We start from the raw sequence: 15460 nt of genomic DNA, 5'->3' as shown, positions 1-15460 counted from the left end.
GATCAGTGGACCCCGAAAAGCCTTTGGTGCTCCACCATGAGACAACGATCGGCCACCACGGGAATGCCCGCTTCCTTTAACGCCTCTTCAAAGCCCGGATGGCGGATGCCGGTCTGCAGCCACACCAGGCCCGGCCTCAGGGCCAAGACCTCCGGCAGGTGGGCCAAGAGGGCCTCCGGAGGTCGGAAGGCATCCAGGATATCCACGGGCTCGGCGATCTCCTCGAGGCTCGCCACCACCCGCATCCCGAAAAGCTCCTCCCCGGCAAAGCGAGGGTTAACGGGCAGGATGCGGTACCCCTTCTCCCAGAGGTACCGGGGCACGTAGTGGGCGGGGCGGGAAGGATCCTTGTGGGCCCCGAGAACGGCGATGGTCCTGGCCTTTTCCAGATAGGCCTTGAGCTCCAGGTCGGTCATGGCCGGTAGTCCAAGGGCCTCAGGTAAAACTCCCCGATGGCCGTGGAGGAAAGGAGGGCCACGGTGGGAAGGGCCCGCTTCCAGTGGGTGCGGTTTACCCGCTCCTTGACCCGCCCTATCTCCTCCTGGGTGTAGCCCAGGCTCTCTATGTAGGCATCGGGGTAGCCCTTCAGATAATGCTCCAGGATGACATCCGCCCGGAGGTAGCGCACCCCCAGGTCCCCCTCGTCCGTCTGGCCCGGGATGAGATCCGCGGTGGGGACCTTCTCCACCACCGCCTGCGGCACCCCGAGAAAGCGGGCCAAGCCCCAGACCTGGGTCTTGTAGAGGTCCCCCAAGGGGTTCACGGGGGGGGTGTCGTCCCCGTGCCAGGTGAAGTAGCCGAAAAGCCTTTCCGTCTTGTTGCCCGTGCCCAGGGGCAAGGCCTGGTAGGCCTGGGATTTGTCAAAGAGCACCATCATCCGCGCCCGGGCCATGAGGTTGCCCTTGCGGTGGGGGGTGAGGTCCGGGGTCATGGCGGCATAGCCCTCCACCATGGGGGTAATGTCCACCTCCTCCAGGTCCACCCCGAAGGTTTCCGCCACCAGGTAGGCGTGCTCCCGGGAAAGGGGGCTGGAGTCCCGGTGGGGAAGGAAAAGGGCATGGACTTGCTTTCGCCCCAGGGCCCGCACCGCCAGGGCCAAGGTGGTGGCGGAGTCCACCCCTCCGGATACCGCCACGATGGCCTTCTCGTAGCCCCGCCAGGCCAGCTCCTCCCGGATAAAGCGGGTGAGGAAGTCCGCCACCAGGGGCCAGTTGAGCTCCAGGCTTTCCTGGGCTTTGGGCGCCTGAACGATTTTCATCCTCCCCCCTTTCCAAGAACCCTCTCCAGGTCCGGGAGAAGAAGGGGAAGGGCCGCCTCGAGGTCCGAAAGCAGGGGGCTATCGTAGCGCACCGGGGGAATGCGCCCGGGGTCCAGGTCGAAGAGCAAAGCCGCCTCCTCAAAGAGGGGAGCCTCGGCCAGAATCCTCCCTTCGGGCCCCACCGCCAGGCTTCCCCCGCTCATCCCCTTCCCCCCCTCAAACCCCACCAGGCTGGAGAGCACCACGTACACCCCGTGCTCCGCCGCCACCGCCCGGGCCAGGGTTCGCCAGCGCTCCACGTTCTCCGGGCGTTCCCCCTGGAAGCCCCTGGCCGGGCTTGCCGCCGGCACGTAGATGGCCTCCGCCCCATCCAAGGCGGCAATGGCCGCGGTGATGGAGTGCCAGAAGTCCTCGCAGATGAGGATGGCCACCCGGCCGAAACGGGTGTTAAAGGCCTCCACCCGCCTGCCCCGGGCCAGGTAGCGTTCCTCGTCAAAAACCCCGTAGGTGGGCAGGAAGACCTTGCGGTGCACGTGAACCACGCGGTGGGGAAGCTCGAGGTAGGCGGCACTGTTGTAATAGGCCCCCTCATCCCGCTCATAAAAGCCCACCACCACGTCCAAAAGCCCCTCCCACCCCACGGCCCGATGCACCCCTGAAAGGAGCTCCAAAAGCTCGTGGCGGGTCAGGGCCAGTTCCCGCACCCCTCCCTGCAGGAAATACCCGGTCAGGGCGGCCTCGGGAAGGACCACCACCTCGGGGGCATGGGGACGGAGGGCCTCGAGGCGCTCCGCCAAGCGGGCCAGGTTCTCCTTAACCCTGGCCTTCTCCGGACGAAACTGCAAGACGGCGTGCCGGATCACGGATCTAGCCTACACCCCCATGAACCGTAGCGCTGGGCTCCAGGTAAAGCCTGGGGTCCGCCTCCGGGAAGGGGTTATCCCGCTCCTCCAGGGCCTTAAGCTCCTCGGGGGAAACCCCTCGGAGGAGCTGAAAGAAGGCCTCGGCGTGCCCCTGGTAGCGTTCCTTGGCGTACCCCGCCGCCTGGGCGGTATCGATGAGGAAGGGCCAGTCGGAGGCCTCGAGGAGCAACAGCTCCCGCATGGCCTGCTGGAGCACCCTTGAGGGCAGGTTGCCATGGCGCACCGCCTCCCGCATGGCCCCTTCCGCCCGGTACACCGTGCGCCAGTAGTCCCAGGTGGCCTCGTTGAGCCAGACCCTGTGGTCCCCACCCCGGCCCCAGGAACCCTCGGGCAAGGCGAAGCGCACCGCCTTGCCCTGGACCGCCTCCTTCGCCGTCACCGCCTGCGCCCCCCTCCTTTGGGCCAGAAGCCTCAGCACCTCCTCCAGCCAGGCCACCCCCTCGTACCACCAGTGGCCAAAGAGCTCGGCGTCGTAGGGGGCCAGGATCACCCCATCCGGGTGCTCCCGGGAAAGCCGCTCCACCAGGTCCACGAAGTGAACGGCATGCTCCTTCACCTTGAGAAAGGCCGCCTCGGGATCGTAGGGCGCCTTGGCCGAGAGGTCCGCCTGGCGGTGGGTCACCCGCCAGTGGTGGAGGCCGGAGATGGGGTCCTTGCGGTGGAACTCCCGGTAAAGCCCCTCCCCCGGGTAGCCGTAGTCGGCGCTCCAGACCTGCAAGGAGGTCTCCAGGTTGCGGGCCAAAACCCTCAGGCCCGACTCCAGCTCGTGGACGTAGTAGGTGGCCTCAGCGCTTTCCACCGGACCCAAGGAGGCCTCCCCGTAAGGGGAAAGGGGCCTTCCCCCCTGGACCAGGTGGGCGTCCACAAAGGTGTAGCGGATCCCCGCCCGCATGAGGAACTCGTCCACCCCGGGCCTGACCCCTTCCGGAGCCCCCTCCACAGGGGGCTTCCAGGGGCCCCTGGGCCGGTAGGCCATCTCGGGAAGCCAGTAGCCCGTGGGATCCTTGGCGAAGTGGCGGCGGTAGGTGATCACCCCGGTTTTGATCTGGGCCCAAAGGGCCTCGTCGTAGCCCAGAAGCGGGGAGTAGCCGTGGGTGGCGCTGGAGGTGAGAAGCTCCACCTGGCCCCGGTCCTGGGCCCGGCGGAAGGCGGCAAGGAGGTCCCCCCTCAGGTGGTGGAAGTGATCCAGGGTAAGTTCCCAAAAGGCCACCTGATGGCGGGCGCTGGCCTCGAGGTCCGTCCCCTGGTAACGGAGATAATCCCCCTGGGCCCGCTCCAGCCGATCCCTGGCATACGCCCAAAAGCCTTCCCTCACCTTGGCATCCGCCAGCTGCTCCGCCAGGATGGGGGTGATCCCCAAGGTAAAACGGGCCTCCACCCCTTCGGCATAAAGCCTCTCCAGGAGCCTAAGAAGCGGCAGATAGGTTTCCGCCATGGCCTCGTAGAGGGTTTCCTCCCCAAAGGGCCACATCCCGTGGGAGCGCACGTAGGGGAGGTGGGCGTGGAGGACCAGGGCAAAGCGCGCCATGGATCTAGCGTACCACGGTGCCTTCCCCGGCCAGGGCCCGTCTTATGGGGTCTTCCACCCGGGCATCGGCGAAAATGACCCGCTTCACTCCCCCCTTCAGCGCCTCCACCGCCCCCATCACCTTCCGCTTCATCCGCCCCTGGGCCAGGGAAAGGTACTCGGGGTCCTCCACCCTATCCACGGGGATTTCCCGCACCAGGCTGGCCTCGTCGGGGTAACGGGCCAGAAGGCCCGGCACGTTGGAGAGGTACACCAGGGCCTCCGCCTGGTAGACGGTGGCGAGAAGGGCCGCCACCTGGTCCCCGTCGGTATTGATGGCCTCCCCCTCGTAGCTGATGGCGGGAGGGGTGATGACCGGCAGGTACCCCGCCCCCAGGAGGAGGTCCAGAAGGGCCCGGTTCACCCGCTCCACGGTGCCCGTGTAGTCCCCGCGGTGGATCTTGATCTTGCCGTCTTCCACATACTTCACCGCGGTCTTGCGGCGGCCCTCCAGAAGCCTTCCATCCAGCCCGGAAAGTCCCAGGGCATTGGCCCCTTCCCTTTGCAAAAGCTCCACCAGGCGCTTGTTCACCAGGCCGCAGTAGACCATCTCGAAGATCTCCAGGGTCCTGCGGTCGGTGAGGCGGCTCACCTGTCCCCCGGGGTGGGTGAGGAACCGGGGCGGGTGGCCCAGGGCCTCCGCCACCTTGTTGGTTTCGGCGCTTCCCCCGTGGACCAAAAGAAGCCTCACCCCCTCCTTCCACAAGGAGGCGGCATCCCTGGCCACTGCCTCGTAGTTGATGCCCTCGGCACCCCCTACCTTGACCACGATCACGGCAACCCCCTTGCACCTACGGGTGCAGTCCCGGGAAATCCAGGCCCAGGGTCTCGGGCCAGCCCATGCGGAGGTTTAGGGCTTGCAGGGCATGCCCGGCGGTGCCCTTCACCAGGTTGTCGATGGCGGTCATCACCACCAGCCTCCCCGTGTCCTCCTCCAGCTCAAAGCCGATGTCCGCATAGTTGGTGCCCTGGACGAAGCGGGGGTCGGGATAGCGGTGAATGCCCTTTTTCTGCTTGACGATGCGGACGAAAGGCTCACCCCCATAGGCCTCCCGGTACGCCTGCCAGACATCCCGCTCGCTCCAGCCATCCTGCAAAAAGGCCTGGGCGGTCATGAGGATGCCCCGCACCCGGTCGGTGGCGATGGCGGTGAGGTACACTTCAGGCTTTCCCGGGAGGTTCTCCACCACCTCGGCGGTGTGGCGGTGGCCCGTGGGCTTGTAGACCCGGATGGAGCCGGCCCGCTCGGGATGGTGGCTGGCAGGGCTGGGCTCAGCCCCCGCCGCCGAGGTGGAGATGAGGAGGGTGACGAAGATGGGTCCGGGCTTCAGCACCCCTCCTTTAAGGAGGGGGTACAGGCCCAGGAGCGTGGCGGTGGCGTTGCACCCGGCCCCCGCCATCCAGTCCGCTTCCTTAAGCCTCTCCCGGTAAAGCTCGGGCATGGCGTAGACAAAACGGCTGAGAAGCTCGGGCCTGGGATGCTCCCCGTAGTACTTGCGGTAGAGGTCCAGGTCCTTAAGCCGGAAGTCCGCGGAAAGGTCGATGAGGATGGGGGCTAGATCCGCATAGCGCTCAAACTCCTGGGCGAAGACCCCGTGGGGCAGGGAAAGCACCAGGATGTCGGCGGGCTCCAGTTTCTCCGGGGGGATGAACTTCAGGTTGGTTCTCCCCCTCAGGTTGGGATGGACGAAGGCCACGGGCTCGCCGGCAAAGCGCCTCGAGGTCACCTGCTTCACCTCGAGGTGAGGGTGGGAAAGAGCCAGACGCAAAAACTCCCCCCCCGCATACCCCGAGGCCCCCACGATGGACAAGGTCTTTTTCCCGGCGCTCATGAAGCCGTCCTCCCTTGCTCCCACGTGTACCGGAGGATCTCCCCCGGGATGTCCACCCCCGTGGTGTGCACGGAGTTCTTGAACTCCATGGTGTGGTTCACCTCGTTCACCAAAAGGCCCCGCTCGGACTCAAAGAGGTCGATGGCCACCACCCCGCCCCCCACCGCCTGGGCCGCCCGCACGGAAAGCTCCGCGATCTCCGGGGTTACGGTGCAGTTTTCCGCCTGCCCTCCCCGGGCGGTGTTGGTGATCCAGTGCTGGCTCCTCCGGTAGATGGCGGCGATGGCCCTATCCCCCACCACGAAGACCCGTATGTCCCGCCCCGGCTTCCTCACGTACTCCTGCAGGTAAAGGAGCTGGTGCTGAAACCCCCCCAGAACCTCCTTGTGCTCCAGGATGGCCTCGGCGGCCTCCCGGTCGGTGATCTTGGCGAGAAGCCTTCCCCAGCTCCCGATCACCGGCTTCAGCACCACGGGATAGCCCCATTCCTCCATAAGCTTCAGGGCCTCCTCCGCATCGGTGAGGAGGGCGGTTCTGGGCTGGGGCAGGCCATGGCGCTCCAGGGCCACGCTGGTGGCCCACTTATCCCCGCAGGTTTCCATGACCTCGGGCCGGTTCACCACGGGGATGCCTAAGGCGGTGAGGTAACGGGCCACGGCCAGGCCCCGGGTCTGGCTCACGCAGCGCTCCAGGGCCACCGTGACCTCCTCCAGCTCCTTGGGCCTCTCCCCCAGGACCAGGCGCAAGGCGGGAACATAGACCTTCCTGTAGGGAATGCCCAGGGCCTCAGCCCTCTCAAAGAGCATCTTCTCGTCGGGGCGGATGCGGTCGTACAGGATGGCCAGCATGGCGATGGCTCTTCCCCTTCCAGGAATCCCCGGACCGGGCTGAAGCCCGGCCCAGGGCCTCGAGGCTCCCTACCCTAAGGGGATGGCCTCACTCTCCCCAGTCCTCCGCCTCCTCCGGGGCGGGCTCCAGGCGAAGGGGGTCAAGCCCCACCACCTCCAGCTCCGCGCCGCAGTCCTCGCACACCACAAGTTCCCCCAACTCGGGGTTTGCCAGGGTCAGCTCCGCACCGCATTCAGGGCAAGTGGCTACCATTCCTCGTCCTCCTCGTCCACTTCACTCCAGTCAGGGACAAACCGGAAGCCGCACTCCGGGCACTCCACCTCTTGGCCTCGATCCTCCTCGGATACCTCAAAGGTATAGCCGCAACGGGGGCAGTCCACGAAGAAGGCCTCGAGGCCCTCCTCCGTCACCTCCACCTCGAGGGGATCCAGGGAGACCACCTCCAAAAAGGCCCCGCAGGCTTCGCACTCCAGCACGTCCCCTACTTCCAGGGTCTCCATGTCCTCGGCCAGCACCACGCTGGCCTCGCCGCACACCGGGCAGGTGATCTCCAGGTCCTCCATAAACCCCAGTCTACTCTCCCGGGAAGTGACCATACTTCTTGTAGTAGTCCAGCAGGGAACCCTCCCTCAAAGCCTCCAAGAGGAAGGACGGCGGGGGACGAAGGGCGAAGCGCTCTCCTCCCCGCACCAGAACCCCCGTTTCCAGATCCAGGTCCACCGTATCCCCGTCCTCTAGCGCATCCACCACCTCCTCCGACTCAAAGGGAACGATCCCCAGGTTCACCAGGTTGCGGAAAAAGATACGGGCGTAGCTTTTGGCGATGACCACCCGAATGCCCAGCTTGCGCAAGGCCTCGGGAGCGTACTCCCGGCTACTGCCAAGCCCCGCGTTCCTCCCAAAGACCAAGATGTCCCCCGGCCTCACCTCCTTGGCGAACTCGGGCCGCAGGTGGGCGAAGGCGAAGGTGTGGAACCGGTCCTCCCCCACCATGAAAGGAGCGTACTTGCCGGGAAGGATGTCGTCCGTGTTGATGTGGTCGCCAAACTTCCAAACCCTAGGCATGGGCTTCCTCCTGAGGCAAAGAGGCTAGGTCCTCAGGGGTGGCGATATACCCGGCCACGGCGCTGGCCGCCGCCACGCGGGGGCTTGCCAGGTAGATCTCGGCGTCGGGAGCCCCCATCCGCCCCCGGAAGTTGCGGTTGCTGGTGGACACGCACACCTCCCCCGGGGCCAAAACCCCCATGTGCCGCCCCATGCAAGGACCGCACCCAGGGGTGCCGATGGTGGCCCCGGCCTCCAGCAGGGTGAGCAGGGTGCCATCCCGGGTGGCCTCCTCCAGAACCTCCGAGCTTGCGGGAATCACCAAAAGGCGCACCCCGGGGGCCACCTTCTTCCCCTTTAACACCTCGGCGGCCGCCCGCAGGTCCTCGAGGCGCCCATTGGTGCAAGTGCCGATGAACACCTGGTCCACCCGCTTGCCCCGGACGGCGGCCACCTCCTGCACGTTGTCCACGTAGAAGGGTACGGAAACCCTGGGGGAAAGGGTGGAAAGGTCGATCTCCACCTCCCGGGCATACCGGGCGTCGGGGTCGGGGTAGAGCCAGTCGGGCACCCGGTAGAGGTCCAGGATCTCCCCCGAGGGCACCACCAGCCCCGCCTTGGCCCCGGCCTCCACGGTGAGGTTGGCCAGGGTCATGCGCTCACCCCGGCTCAAGGACTCCGCCCCGTCCAGGAGGTGGATCTCCACCGCCATATAGGTGGCCCCCTCGGCGGTGAGGAGGCGCACCATCTCGAGGGCCGCATCCTTGGCGGTAACCCCCTTGGGAAGCCTCCCCCGGAAGGTCACCTTGACGCTTTCCGGCACCCTGAACCAGGTGCGGCCGCTGGCGGCGGCCAGGGCGATATCCGTGGCCCCCATGCCCGTGCCGAAGGCCCCCACTGCCCCGTAGGTGGTGGAGTGGGAATCCGACCCCACCACGATCCAGCCCGGCTGGGCCAGACCCTCCTCGATGAGCACCTGGTGGCACACGCCTCTTCCCACGTCAAAGACCCGGATGCCGTGCTTCCTTCCCCATTCCCGGATCTCCTTCTGGGCCTTGGCCACCTCGAGGTTGGCTGCCGGGGCCACGTGGTCGATGACAATGGAAACCCTTTCCGGGTACCGGGGGGTGGCCTCCAGGTAAGCCAGGCGCTTGAAGAAGCTCCCGGCGATGGAGTCCACCACCATCACCTGGTCCACCTCCACCACCACCAGCTCCCCGGCCCGCACCTCTCTTCCCGCCTTCCTGGAAAGTATCCTTTCTGCCAAGGTCATGCCCATGCCCGCCTCCTATACTGAGGGTATGACCTACACTGCCCTCGTCTACGAAGACCCTGAAACCCCGGGCACCTGGATCGCCGAGTTCCCCGCCATCCCTGAAGCCCATTCCTTTGGCCGGACCCCCGAGGAAGCCTTGGCCCACGCCAAAGAAGCCTTGGAGCTGGTACTGGCCTACCTGAAGGAAACAGGCCGCCCTCTTCCCCCAGACGTCCGCACGGTGCAGGTGGGGATAGATGCCGCCTAGACCCGAGGAAGTGGCCAGAAAGCTTCAGCGCCTGGGGTTTGTGGAGCGCATGGCCAAAGGAGGGCATCGGCTTTATGCCCACCCCGATGGCCGGATAGCCGTGATACCCTTCCACAGCGGAGAGCTTCCCAAGGGCACCTTCAAAAAGATCCTGAAGCAAGCCGGCCTCACCGAGGAGGAGTTCCGCAAGCTCTAGCCTCATGCCGTGATCCACTCCCTTAAGATGCGGTCCAGCTCCTCGAGGGTAAGCTCCCCCCGGTCCGCCAGGGCCTTGATGTGCTGGGTGATGCGGGCCAGCTCCTCCTCTCCGTAATGGAGGCCAAGCTCCTCCGCCCGCGCCTTGATGGCATGCCGGCCCGTGAGCTTGGAGGCGATGATGAGCTTGCGCTTTACCCCAAAGACCTCTGGCGGATAGGGCTCGTAGGACTCGGGGTTAAGATAGATGGCCTTGAGGTGCATCCCCGCCTTGTGGCTGAAGGCGGTTTCCCCGGTGATGTAGTTGTTGAAGGGAATCTCTATCCCCACCATCCGGGCCACCATGCGGTCCAGCTCGGGAAGTATCTCCAGCTTGTACTTCCGGCGCACGTACTCGGGTTGCAGGGTGTACATGCGGGCCAGAAAACCCCCTAAAGGGGTGATCCCGTTCCGCTCCCCGATCCCCAGGATGGTGGTGTCCACATGGGTGGCCCCCGCCTCTATGGCCTCAAAGGCATTGGCGATGGCGCAGCCCGTGTCGTTGTGCCCGTGGAACTCTATGTCCACGTGGGGGCCCACCACCCGCCTGACCTCCCGCACCAGGGCGAAGACCTGCCTGGGGGTGGCGATGCCCACGGTATCCGCCAGACCCACCCGGTCCACATAGGGGGCGATGGCCTGGTAGATCTCCAAAAGGTCGTGCTCATCGGAGCGGAAGGTGTCCTCGGCGGAGAAGCGCACCTCCACGTGGGGGGCCTTCTCGCGGATGTAGCCAATGACCTCCTTAGCCTCCTCGATGATCCGGGGGATATCCCGCCCGTGGGCGGCCCTGAGGTACTTGCTGGTACCGAAAAGGAGGTCTATGCCCTGCACCCCGGTTTCCACCGCCACCTTGGCCGCATCCAGCCGGGTCTGGATGTGGGTCACCACCTTGGCCTTCAGGCCCAAGGAAGCCAGGACCTCCGCATCCTTGCGGGACTGGGGAGAGGCCATGGGGGTAGTGACCTCGATGTACTCCACGCCGAACTCGTCCAGGGCCTTGGCGATCTCGATCTTGTCCTGGGTGGAAAAGTTGGCCCTTTCAAACTGCTCCCCTTCCCTTAAGGTGGAATCGATAATCTTCCATTCCCGCATGCGCTCCTCCCCAAAAAGAAAACCGGCCCGAACTCGGGCCGGGGGATAAGGAACCCTTAGGGGCTACCCTACCCCCCGGCGGCCGAGTTTTTTCTCAAGGGCCAGCATCTTGCCTGTAAGGGTATACGAAACCCTCCTTTTTGTCAACGCCCAAACCGCCTTTCGCGGGCCTGGTAGCTCCTCAGAGCCCTCAAGAAGTCGATCTTCCGGAACTCCGGCCAGAGCACGTCGGCGAAGTAGAACTCGGAGTAAGCCGACTGCCAAAGGAGGAAGCCGGAAAGCCGGATCTCCCCCGAGGTGCGGATGATGAAGTCGGGGTCGGGAAGGCCTGCGGTGTAGAGGTGGCGGGCGATGTCCTCAGGGGTAAGCCCCTCCGCAACCTCCTTGGGGGAAAGGCCCCTTTTCCAAGCTTCCAGAAGAAGCCTCTTCACCGCGTCCACGATCTCCTCCCGCCCCCCGTAACCCAAGGCGATGTTCAGCACCATGCCCTGGTGGTGCTGGGTCTTGGCCTCGAGGCGCTCCAGCGCCCTCAGGACCTCCTCGGAGAATCCCTCCCGCCGCCCGATGAAGCGCACCCTCACCTGGTGCTCCAGGATGCGGTGGTCCTCCGCCATCCTTTCCGCCTCCCGCACGAAAAGGCGCATGAGCTCCTCCACCTCCTCGGGGGGGCGCTTGAAGTTGTCCGTGGAGAAGACCCAGACCGTCACGGTTTTTATGCCCATCTCCAGGCACCATTCCAGGACCTCGTAGGCCTTCTGGACCCCGAACTCGTGCCCCTTCACGGGGGATAACCCCAAGGCCCTGGCGTAGCGGCGGTTCCCATCCAGGATGAGGCCTAGGTGCTTGGGAACCGGGCCTCCTTTCACCTCCTTAAGGAGGCGCTTTTCGTAAAGCCAGTAGAGGGGCCGGGTGAGGGAAAGGAGGCGGCGGACCATACCCTTTCCACCCTAAGGCGGGAGGATGAGAAAGGGAAGGCCCTAGGCCAACTACCGGTAAAGCTCCCGGGCGATGATGTGGCGCTGGATCTCCGAGGTGCCCTCGTAGATCTCCGTCACCTTGGCGTCCCGGTAGTAGCGCTCCACCCGGTAGTCCCGGTGGTAGCCGTAGCCCCCCAGGACCTGCACTGCCTCCCGGGTCACCTCCACCGCCACGCTGCTGGCGAAGAGCTTGGCGGTGCTGGCCTCGAGGGTGAACCGCTCCCCGGAATCCTTTTTCCTGGCGGCCTCCAGCACCAAGGCCCGGGCGGCGGCGATTTTCACGTGCATGTCAGCGATCTTGAAGGCGATGGCCTGGTGCTCCCGGAGTTTCCTGTCGAACTGCTCCCTCTCATCGGCATAGGCCTTGGCGATCTCAAAGGCCCCCCGGGCGATGCCCACCGCCTGGGTCGCCACCCCGACCCTGCCCGAATCCAGGCCCGCCAGGGCGTAGGCCAAGCCCCTTCCCTCCTCGCCCAGAAGGTTTTCCTCGGGCACGAAGATCTCCTCGAGGCGAACCTCGGCGGTGTGGGCGGCGTGGAGGCCCATCTTCGCCTCCGGGGGGCCAAAGGAAAGGCCAGGGGTATCCTTCTCCACCAGGAAGGCGCTGATGCCCTTCTCACCCCTGGCCATGACCACGTAGAGGTGGGCCTGGCCTGCGGAGGTGATCCAGCTTTTCAGGCCGTTCAGCACGAAACCCCCGGGCACCCTCCTGGCCTCCGTGCGGATGCTGGCGGCATCGGAACCTGCCTGGGGCTCGGTGAGGCAGAAGGCCCCGATCCACTCCCCCCGGGCCAGGGGCACCAGGTACCTTCTTTTTTGCGCCTCGGTGCCGAAGCGAAGGAGCATGTACTGGGGAAGGCCGCTGGTCACCGAAAGGACCACGGCCACGCTGGGATCGGCGGCGGCGATCTCCTCGAGGGCCAGGGCCCAGGTCACGGAATCCAGGCCCACTCCTCCCCATTCCTCCGGGGTGGTCATGCCCAAAAAGCCCAGCTCCGCCAAAGCCTTCAGCTGGGGCCAGGGGTATTCCCCCGTGCGGTCGTACTCCGGGGCCAGGGGGTAGAGAACCTCCTTGGCCACCTGCCGTACCGTGTCCAGCACCAGTTTCTGCTCGGAAGTGAGGGTCATCAGGGATATCGTATCACCGCACTTGGGCAAAAAAACGTCATGTATGCGGGAGGCTATGGGCGGGCAAGGATGGACCATCACCCCTCACCCAGGCGCAAAGCCCTTTTCGGCTGTCAGGAGGGGGGCTCACCCCAGCGGGGAGCCCGTTCGGCGCTCAAGCCCAGGTGGTCCAGGATGCGCTGGGTGATGAAGCCCAAAAGGTCCCGGATCTCCTTGGGTCGGTGGTAGAAGCCAGGGCTCGCCGGGAGGATCAAGGCTCCGGCCTCCGTCGCCTGCACCATGGCCCTAAGGGTGGGGAGGGGCAGGGGAGCCTCCCGGGGCACCAGGATCAAGGGGCGCCGTTCCTTCAGGTGCACGTAGGCCGCCCGGGTGAGGAGGGTATCCGCCAGGCCCAGGGCGATCTTGCTAAGGGTGGTGGCGGAACAGGGCACCACCACCATGCCCTGGGTACGGAAGGAACCCGAGGCGATGGGGGCACCGAGGTCGCCGTCCTTGTACACCCGGCTGGCCAAGGGGTAGAGGTCCTTCGGGCTCAGGCCCATCTCCTCCCACAAGACCCGTTTGGCCCCCTGGCTTAAGACCAGGTGCACCTCGGCAAGGCCCTGCAGGGTTTCCAAAAGGTCCAGGGCGTAGGGCATGCCGCTCGCCCCCGTCAAGCCCACCACCACCCGGGGAAGTTCCGCCATGGCTTCCATGCTATCCCCTATTCCGAAGGCTTCCCGTGGTTTCCCATGCAAAAACCCCAGGCCCTTTGGGCCTGGGGGGCACCCCGTGGAAGCGGAGGGTTACTTGAGCTCCACCACCGCGCCCACGGCCTCGAGCTTCTTCTTGATCTCCTCGGCCTCGGCCTTGGGGATGCCCTCCTTGATGGGGCCCCCCTTCTCGGCCAGGTCCTTGGCCTCCTTGAGGCCCAGGCCGGTGATGGCGCGAAGCTCCTTGATGACCTCCAGCTTCTTGGCCCCGGCGTCCTTGAGGATCACGTCAAACTCCGTCTTCTCCTCCACGGGAGCCGCGGCCTGGGCCGCAGCAGGAGCTGCCGCCACCGCCACCGGGGCCGCCGCCGTCACGCCCCAGGTCTCCTTGAGCACGTCGATGAGCTGCTTGAGTTCCAAAACCGTAGCCTGAGAAAGCTCTTCCTTAATGCGTTCGATGTCCAAAGCCATCTTCCACCTCCTATGCCGCCTTCTTCTCCGCGTACGCCTCCAGGATGCCTACCAGCTCGCGGGCCACACCGCCCAGGACCCCCACCAGCTCCGCCATGGGCGCCTGCAAGACGCCCAAAAGCTCTGCCCTGAGTTCGTCCATGGTGGGAAGCTCCGCCAGGGCCACCACGTCCTTGGCCGAAAGCACCTGGCCCTGCAAAAGCCCGCCCTTAGCCTCAGGGATGCCCTTGGGGTTCTTCTTGGCGAACTCCGAAAGGGCCTTGGCCGCCGCCACCGGGTCCTGGTAAAAGACCACGGCGCTGGGCCCCTGAAGGCCATCCAGCTCGGGCAGGCCCAGCTCTTTCAGGGCGATGCGGATCAGGGTGTTCTTGGCCACGAAGAGCCTGGCCCCCTTTTCCTTCAGGGCCTGTCGCAGGGCATGGGTTTCCTTGGCGGAAAGCCCCTGGTAGTTCACCAGGAAGAAGGAGCCACGGGCCCGCTCAAGGTTCTCCTTGAGGGCGGCAAGAAGCTCAACGTTACGCTTATTGGGCACGCCTTCCTCCCTTTGGGGCAGGGGAACCCCAGCCGACTTTTCGGGATTTCTGCGAAACGCTCCCCCTGCAAGCGCCTCGGCGGGATGTTTAAGGCCTGAAGCCCCCCGCTGTCTTTGGCCTGGGCGCCGTAGCGCCCGGGGTGCCATAGAGGAGTTTAAAAGGCAGGAGGCCTGGCGTCAAGCCAGGCCCTAAGAAGGCTGCTCTCAGGAATGCGGGTTGATGCGGATGCTGGGCCCCATGGTGCTGGTCACGTAGACCGAGCGCAGGAAGGTGCCCTTGGCCGCCTCGGGCTTGCTGGCCTCGAGGGCCCGGATGAAGGCCCGGATATTCTCGGCAATCTTCTCCGGGGGGAAGCTGGCCTTGCCCACAGGGGCGTGGATGGCCCCGGTCTTGTCGTTGCGGAACTCGATGCGGCCCGCCTTGATCTCCTTGATGATCTCCCCGATGTTGAAGCCCACGGTGCCCGCCTTGGGGTTGGGCAGAAGCCCCCTCGGACCCAGAATCCGGCCCAGCTTGGAGCCCACGGCCCCCATCACGTCCGGGGTAGCCACCACGGCGTCAAAGTCCATCCAGCCATCCAGGATCTTCTGGATGATCTCCTCCCCGCCCACGTAGTCAGCCCCGGCCTCCTCGGCCTCCTTGATCTTCTCCCCCTTGGCGATGGCCAGAACCCGCACCTGCTTGCCCAGGCCGTGGGGGAGGGAAACCGTGCCGCGCACGTTCTGGTCGGACTTGCGGGGATCAATGCCCAGCTTGGCGTGGACCTCCACGGTCTCGTCAAACTTGGCCGTGGCCAGCTCCTTCACCAGCCGGGCGGCCTCGTCGATGGTGTAGATCCGGGTGGGGTCCACCTTTTCCAACAGGGCCCGGTAGCGCTTGCCGTGCTTAGGCATCCTTCACCTCCGGGGCGCCCACCACCTCCACCCCCATGGAGCGGGCCGACCCTGCGATCATGCGGGCGGCGGCCTCGAGGTCGGTGGTGTTCATGTCGGGCATCTTCTGCTTGGCAATCTCCAGAACCTGCTGCCAGGTGATGCGGCCCACCTTCTCCCGGCCGGGCTTATGAGCCCCCTTCTCCAGCCCCGCCGCCTTGCGGATCAGGTAGCTGGCGGGCGGGGTCTTGGTGATGAAGGTGAAGGAGCGGTCGGCGTAGATGGTGATCTCCACGGGGACGATGGCGTCCCCCATGTTGGCGGTGGCCGCATTGAAGGCCTTGACGAACTCCATGATGTTGGCCCCGTGCTGGCCCAAGGCCGGGCCCACCGGGGGTGCCGGCGTGGCCTTGCCAGCCGGCAACTGAAGCTTCACCACAGCAACGATTTTCTTCATTTTTC

The 15460-nt window shown here is 65.6% G+C and carries 21 protein-coding genes; 2 read left to right on the top strand and 19 right to left on the bottom strand.

All coding sequences use genetic code 11. The features are described from left to right. Window positions 1-2 precede the first annotated feature (2 nt). The 11 genes from AC27GT_RS00250 to AC27GT_RS00200 form a co-directional block, all read right to left on the bottom strand. Window positions 3-416, bottom strand: coding sequence for a CoA-binding protein (locus AC27GT_RS00250; protein WP_487223332.1), 414 nt, complete (start codon window positions 414-416; stop codon window positions 3-5). Continuing rightward, the gene (locus AC27GT_RS00245) at window positions 413-1258 is read right to left on the bottom strand and encodes an NAD+ synthase (RefSeq protein WP_273107115.1); all 846 of its coding nucleotides are present in this window, start codon (window positions 1256-1258) and stop codon (window positions 413-415) included. Before AC27GT_RS00245 ends, AC27GT_RS00250 begins: the two co-directional genes overlap by 4 nt. Continuing rightward, entirely contained in the window at window positions 1255-2121 is an 867-nt protein-coding gene (locus AC27GT_RS00240; protein ID WP_015716126.1) for a nitrilase-related carbon-nitrogen hydrolase, read from the bottom strand. The genes AC27GT_RS00245 and AC27GT_RS00240 overlap by 4 nt, the downstream gene beginning before the upstream one ends. 4 nt (window positions 2122-2125) lie before the next feature. Next, complete coding sequence (locus AC27GT_RS00235) at window positions 2126-3709, bottom strand: 1,4-alpha-glucan branching protein (RefSeq protein ID WP_487223331.1); 1584 nt, start codon at window positions 3707-3709, stop codon at window positions 2126-2128. 4 nt (window positions 3710-3713) lie between these two features. Continuing rightward, window positions 3714-4523: a [LysW]-aminoadipate kinase gene (locus AC27GT_RS00230; RefSeq protein WP_487223330.1), complete on the bottom strand. Its 810-nt coding sequence runs from the start codon at window positions 4521-4523 to the stop codon at window positions 3714-3716. A 16-nt stretch (window positions 4524-4539) separates the two neighbouring features. Then, complete coding sequence (gene argC, locus AC27GT_RS00225; RefSeq protein WP_487223329.1) at window positions 4540-5580, bottom strand: N-acetyl-gamma-glutamyl-phosphate reductase; 1041 nt, start codon at window positions 5578-5580, stop codon at window positions 4540-4542. Continuing rightward, window positions 5577-6428: a lysine biosynthesis protein LysX gene (gene lysX / locus AC27GT_RS00220; RefSeq protein WP_126213538.1), complete on the bottom strand. Its 852-nt coding sequence runs from the start codon at window positions 6426-6428 to the stop codon at window positions 5577-5579. The genes argC and lysX overlap by 4 nt, the downstream gene beginning before the upstream one ends. 88 nt (window positions 6429-6516) lie before the next feature. Further along, window positions 6517-6681 (bottom strand): lysine biosynthesis protein LysW, encoded by a 165-nt coding sequence (lysW, locus tag AC27GT_RS00215; protein WP_015716121.1) that lies wholly within the window; start codon window positions 6679-6681, stop codon window positions 6517-6519. After that, on the bottom strand, window positions 6675-6992 hold the full coding sequence (locus tag AC27GT_RS00210) for a hypothetical protein (RefSeq protein WP_015716120.1): 318 nt from the start codon (window positions 6990-6992) through the stop codon (window positions 6675-6677). The genes lysW and AC27GT_RS00210 overlap by 7 nt, the downstream gene beginning before the upstream one ends. A gap of 10 nt (window positions 6993-7002) precedes the next feature. After that, on the bottom strand, window positions 7003-7494 hold the full coding sequence (locus AC27GT_RS00205; RefSeq protein WP_487223328.1) for a LeuD/DmdB family oxidoreductase small subunit: 492 nt from the start codon (window positions 7492-7494) through the stop codon (window positions 7003-7005). Continuing rightward, window positions 7487-8752 carry a 3-isopropylmalate dehydratase large subunit gene (locus AC27GT_RS00200; RefSeq protein ID WP_126200844.1) on the bottom strand — a complete coding sequence of 422 codons (1266 nt, stop codon included), beginning with the start codon at window positions 8750-8752 and terminating at the stop codon, window positions 7487-7489. Before AC27GT_RS00200 ends, AC27GT_RS00205 begins: the two co-directional genes overlap by 8 nt. 22 nt (window positions 8753-8774) lie before the next feature. On the opposite strand from AC27GT_RS00200, the gene AC27GT_RS00195 reads away from it, so the two are divergent. Both AC27GT_RS00195 and AC27GT_RS00190 read left to right on the top strand, forming a co-directional pair. Further along, window positions 8775-8996, top strand: a complete 222-nt coding sequence (locus AC27GT_RS00195; protein WP_015716117.1) for a type II toxin-antitoxin system HicB family antitoxin — start codon at window positions 8775-8777, stop codon at window positions 8994-8996. Beyond that, window positions 8986-9192 (top strand): type II toxin-antitoxin system HicA family toxin, encoded by a 207-nt coding sequence (locus AC27GT_RS00190; RefSeq protein WP_487223327.1) that lies wholly within the window; start codon window positions 8986-8988, stop codon window positions 9190-9192. Before AC27GT_RS00195 ends, AC27GT_RS00190 begins: the two co-directional genes overlap by 11 nt. 2 nt (window positions 9193-9194) lie before the next feature. Here AC27GT_RS00190 and lysS read toward each other — a convergent pair whose 3' ends face one another. From lysS to rplK, 8 genes are all read right to left on the bottom strand, one after another. Beyond that, entirely contained in the window at window positions 9195-10325 is a 1131-nt protein-coding gene (lysS, locus tag AC27GT_RS00185; protein WP_487223326.1) for a homocitrate synthase, read from the bottom strand. A gap of 143 nt (window positions 10326-10468) precedes the next feature. Further along, window positions 10469-11260 carry an isoprenyl transferase gene (locus AC27GT_RS00180; protein ID WP_015716114.1) on the bottom strand — a complete coding sequence of 264 codons (792 nt, stop codon included), beginning with the start codon at window positions 11258-11260 and terminating at the stop codon, window positions 10469-10471. A gap of 51 nt (window positions 11261-11311) precedes the next feature. Next, on the bottom strand, window positions 11312-12430 hold the full coding sequence (locus tag AC27GT_RS00175) for an acyl-CoA dehydrogenase family protein (protein WP_487223325.1): 1119 nt from the start codon (window positions 12428-12430) through the stop codon (window positions 11312-11314). 113 nt (window positions 12431-12543) lie between these two features. Beyond that, window positions 12544-13125 carry a UbiX family flavin prenyltransferase gene (locus AC27GT_RS00170; RefSeq protein ID WP_172955578.1) on the bottom strand — a complete coding sequence of 194 codons (582 nt, stop codon included), beginning with the start codon at window positions 13123-13125 and terminating at the stop codon, window positions 12544-12546. A 90-nt stretch (window positions 13126-13215) separates the two neighbouring features. Continuing rightward, window positions 13216-13593, bottom strand: a complete 378-nt coding sequence (rplL, locus tag AC27GT_RS00165) for a 50S ribosomal protein L7/L12 (RefSeq protein ID WP_015716111.1) — start codon at window positions 13591-13593, stop codon at window positions 13216-13218. A 10-nt stretch (window positions 13594-13603) separates the two neighbouring features. Continuing rightward, window positions 13604-14125 carry a 50S ribosomal protein L10 gene (gene rplJ, locus AC27GT_RS00160; protein WP_019550477.1) on the bottom strand — a complete coding sequence of 174 codons (522 nt, stop codon included), beginning with the start codon at window positions 14123-14125 and terminating at the stop codon, window positions 13604-13606. 204 nt (window positions 14126-14329) lie between these two features. Beyond that, window positions 14330-15019: a 50S ribosomal protein L1 gene (gene rplA / locus AC27GT_RS00155; RefSeq protein WP_126217045.1), complete on the bottom strand. Its 690-nt coding sequence runs from the start codon at window positions 15017-15019 to the stop codon at window positions 14330-14332. After that, the gene (gene rplK, locus AC27GT_RS00150; RefSeq protein WP_038029242.1) at window positions 15012-15455 is read right to left on the bottom strand and encodes a 50S ribosomal protein L11; all 444 of its coding nucleotides are present in this window, start codon (window positions 15453-15455) and stop codon (window positions 15012-15014) included. Before rplK ends, rplA begins: the two co-directional genes overlap by 8 nt. Window positions 15456-15460 lie beyond the last annotated feature (5 nt).

This window comes from Thermus sp. KWY1 (genome assembly GCF_057547025.1).
The sequence above is the reverse complement of the archived record's forward strand: the minus strand, read 5'-3'. Positions and strand labels throughout refer to the sequence as shown.

Bases quoted from the DNA above. Each gene is read 5' to 3' on its own strand.
- AC27GT_RS00250 (WP_487223332.1), bottom strand. From the start codon at position 416: ATGACCGACCTGGAGCTCAAGGCCTATCTGGAAAAGGCCAGGACCATC.
- AC27GT_RS00245 (WP_273107115.1), bottom strand. From the start codon at position 1,258: ATGAAAATCGTTCAGGCGCCCAAAGCCCAGGAAAGCCTGGAGCTCAAC.
- AC27GT_RS00235 (WP_487223331.1), bottom strand. From the start codon at position 3,709: ATGGCGCGCTTTGCCCTGGTCCTCCACGCCCACCTCCCCTACGTGCGC.
- argC (WP_487223329.1), bottom strand. From the start codon at position 5,580: ATGAGCGCCGGGAAAAAGACCTTGTCCATCGTGGGGGCCTCGGGGTAT.
- lysX (WP_126213538.1), bottom strand. From the start codon at position 6,428: ATGCTGGCCATCCTGTACGACCGCATCCGCCCCGACGAGAAGATGCTC.
- lysW (WP_015716121.1), bottom strand. From the start codon at position 6,681: ATGGTAGCCACTTGCCCTGAATGCGGTGCGGAGCTGACCCTGGCAAAC.
- AC27GT_RS00210 (WP_015716120.1), bottom strand. From the start codon at position 6,992: ATGGAGGACCTGGAGATCACCTGCCCGGTGTGCGGCGAGGCCAGCGTG.
- AC27GT_RS00205 (WP_487223328.1), bottom strand. From the start codon at position 7,494: ATGCCTAGGGTTTGGAAGTTTGGCGACCACATCAACACGGACGACATC.
- AC27GT_RS00200 (WP_126200844.1), bottom strand. From the start codon at position 8,752: ATGGGCATGACCTTGGCAGAAAGGATACTTTCCAGGAAGGCGGGAAGA.
- AC27GT_RS00195 (WP_015716117.1), top strand. From the start codon at position 8,775: ATGACCTACACTGCCCTCGTCTACGAAGACCCTGAAACCCCGGGCACC.
- AC27GT_RS00190 (WP_487223327.1), top strand. From the start codon at position 8,986: ATGCCGCCTAGACCCGAGGAAGTGGCCAGAAAGCTTCAGCGCCTGGGG.
- lysS (WP_487223326.1), bottom strand. From the start codon at position 10,325: ATGCGGGAATGGAAGATTATCGATTCCACCTTAAGGGAAGGGGAGCAG.
- AC27GT_RS00180 (WP_015716114.1), bottom strand. From the start codon at position 11,260: ATGGTCCGCCGCCTCCTTTCCCTCACCCGGCCCCTCTACTGGCTTTAC.
- AC27GT_RS00175 (WP_487223325.1), bottom strand. From the start codon at position 12,430: ATGACCCTCACTTCCGAGCAGAAACTGGTGCTGGACACGGTACGGCAG.
- AC27GT_RS00170 (WP_172955578.1), bottom strand. From the start codon at position 13,125: ATGGAAGCCATGGCGGAACTTCCCCGGGTGGTGGTGGGCTTGACGGGG.
- rplL (WP_015716111.1), bottom strand. From the start codon at position 13,593: ATGGCTTTGGACATCGAACGCATTAAGGAAGAGCTTTCTCAGGCTACG.
- rplA (WP_126217045.1), bottom strand. From the start codon at position 15,019: ATGCCTAAGCACGGCAAGCGCTACCGGGCCCTGTTGGAAAAGGTGGAC.
- rplK (WP_038029242.1), bottom strand. From the start codon at position 15,455: ATGAAGAAAATCGTTGCTGTGGTGAAGCTTCAGTTGCCGGCTGGCAAG.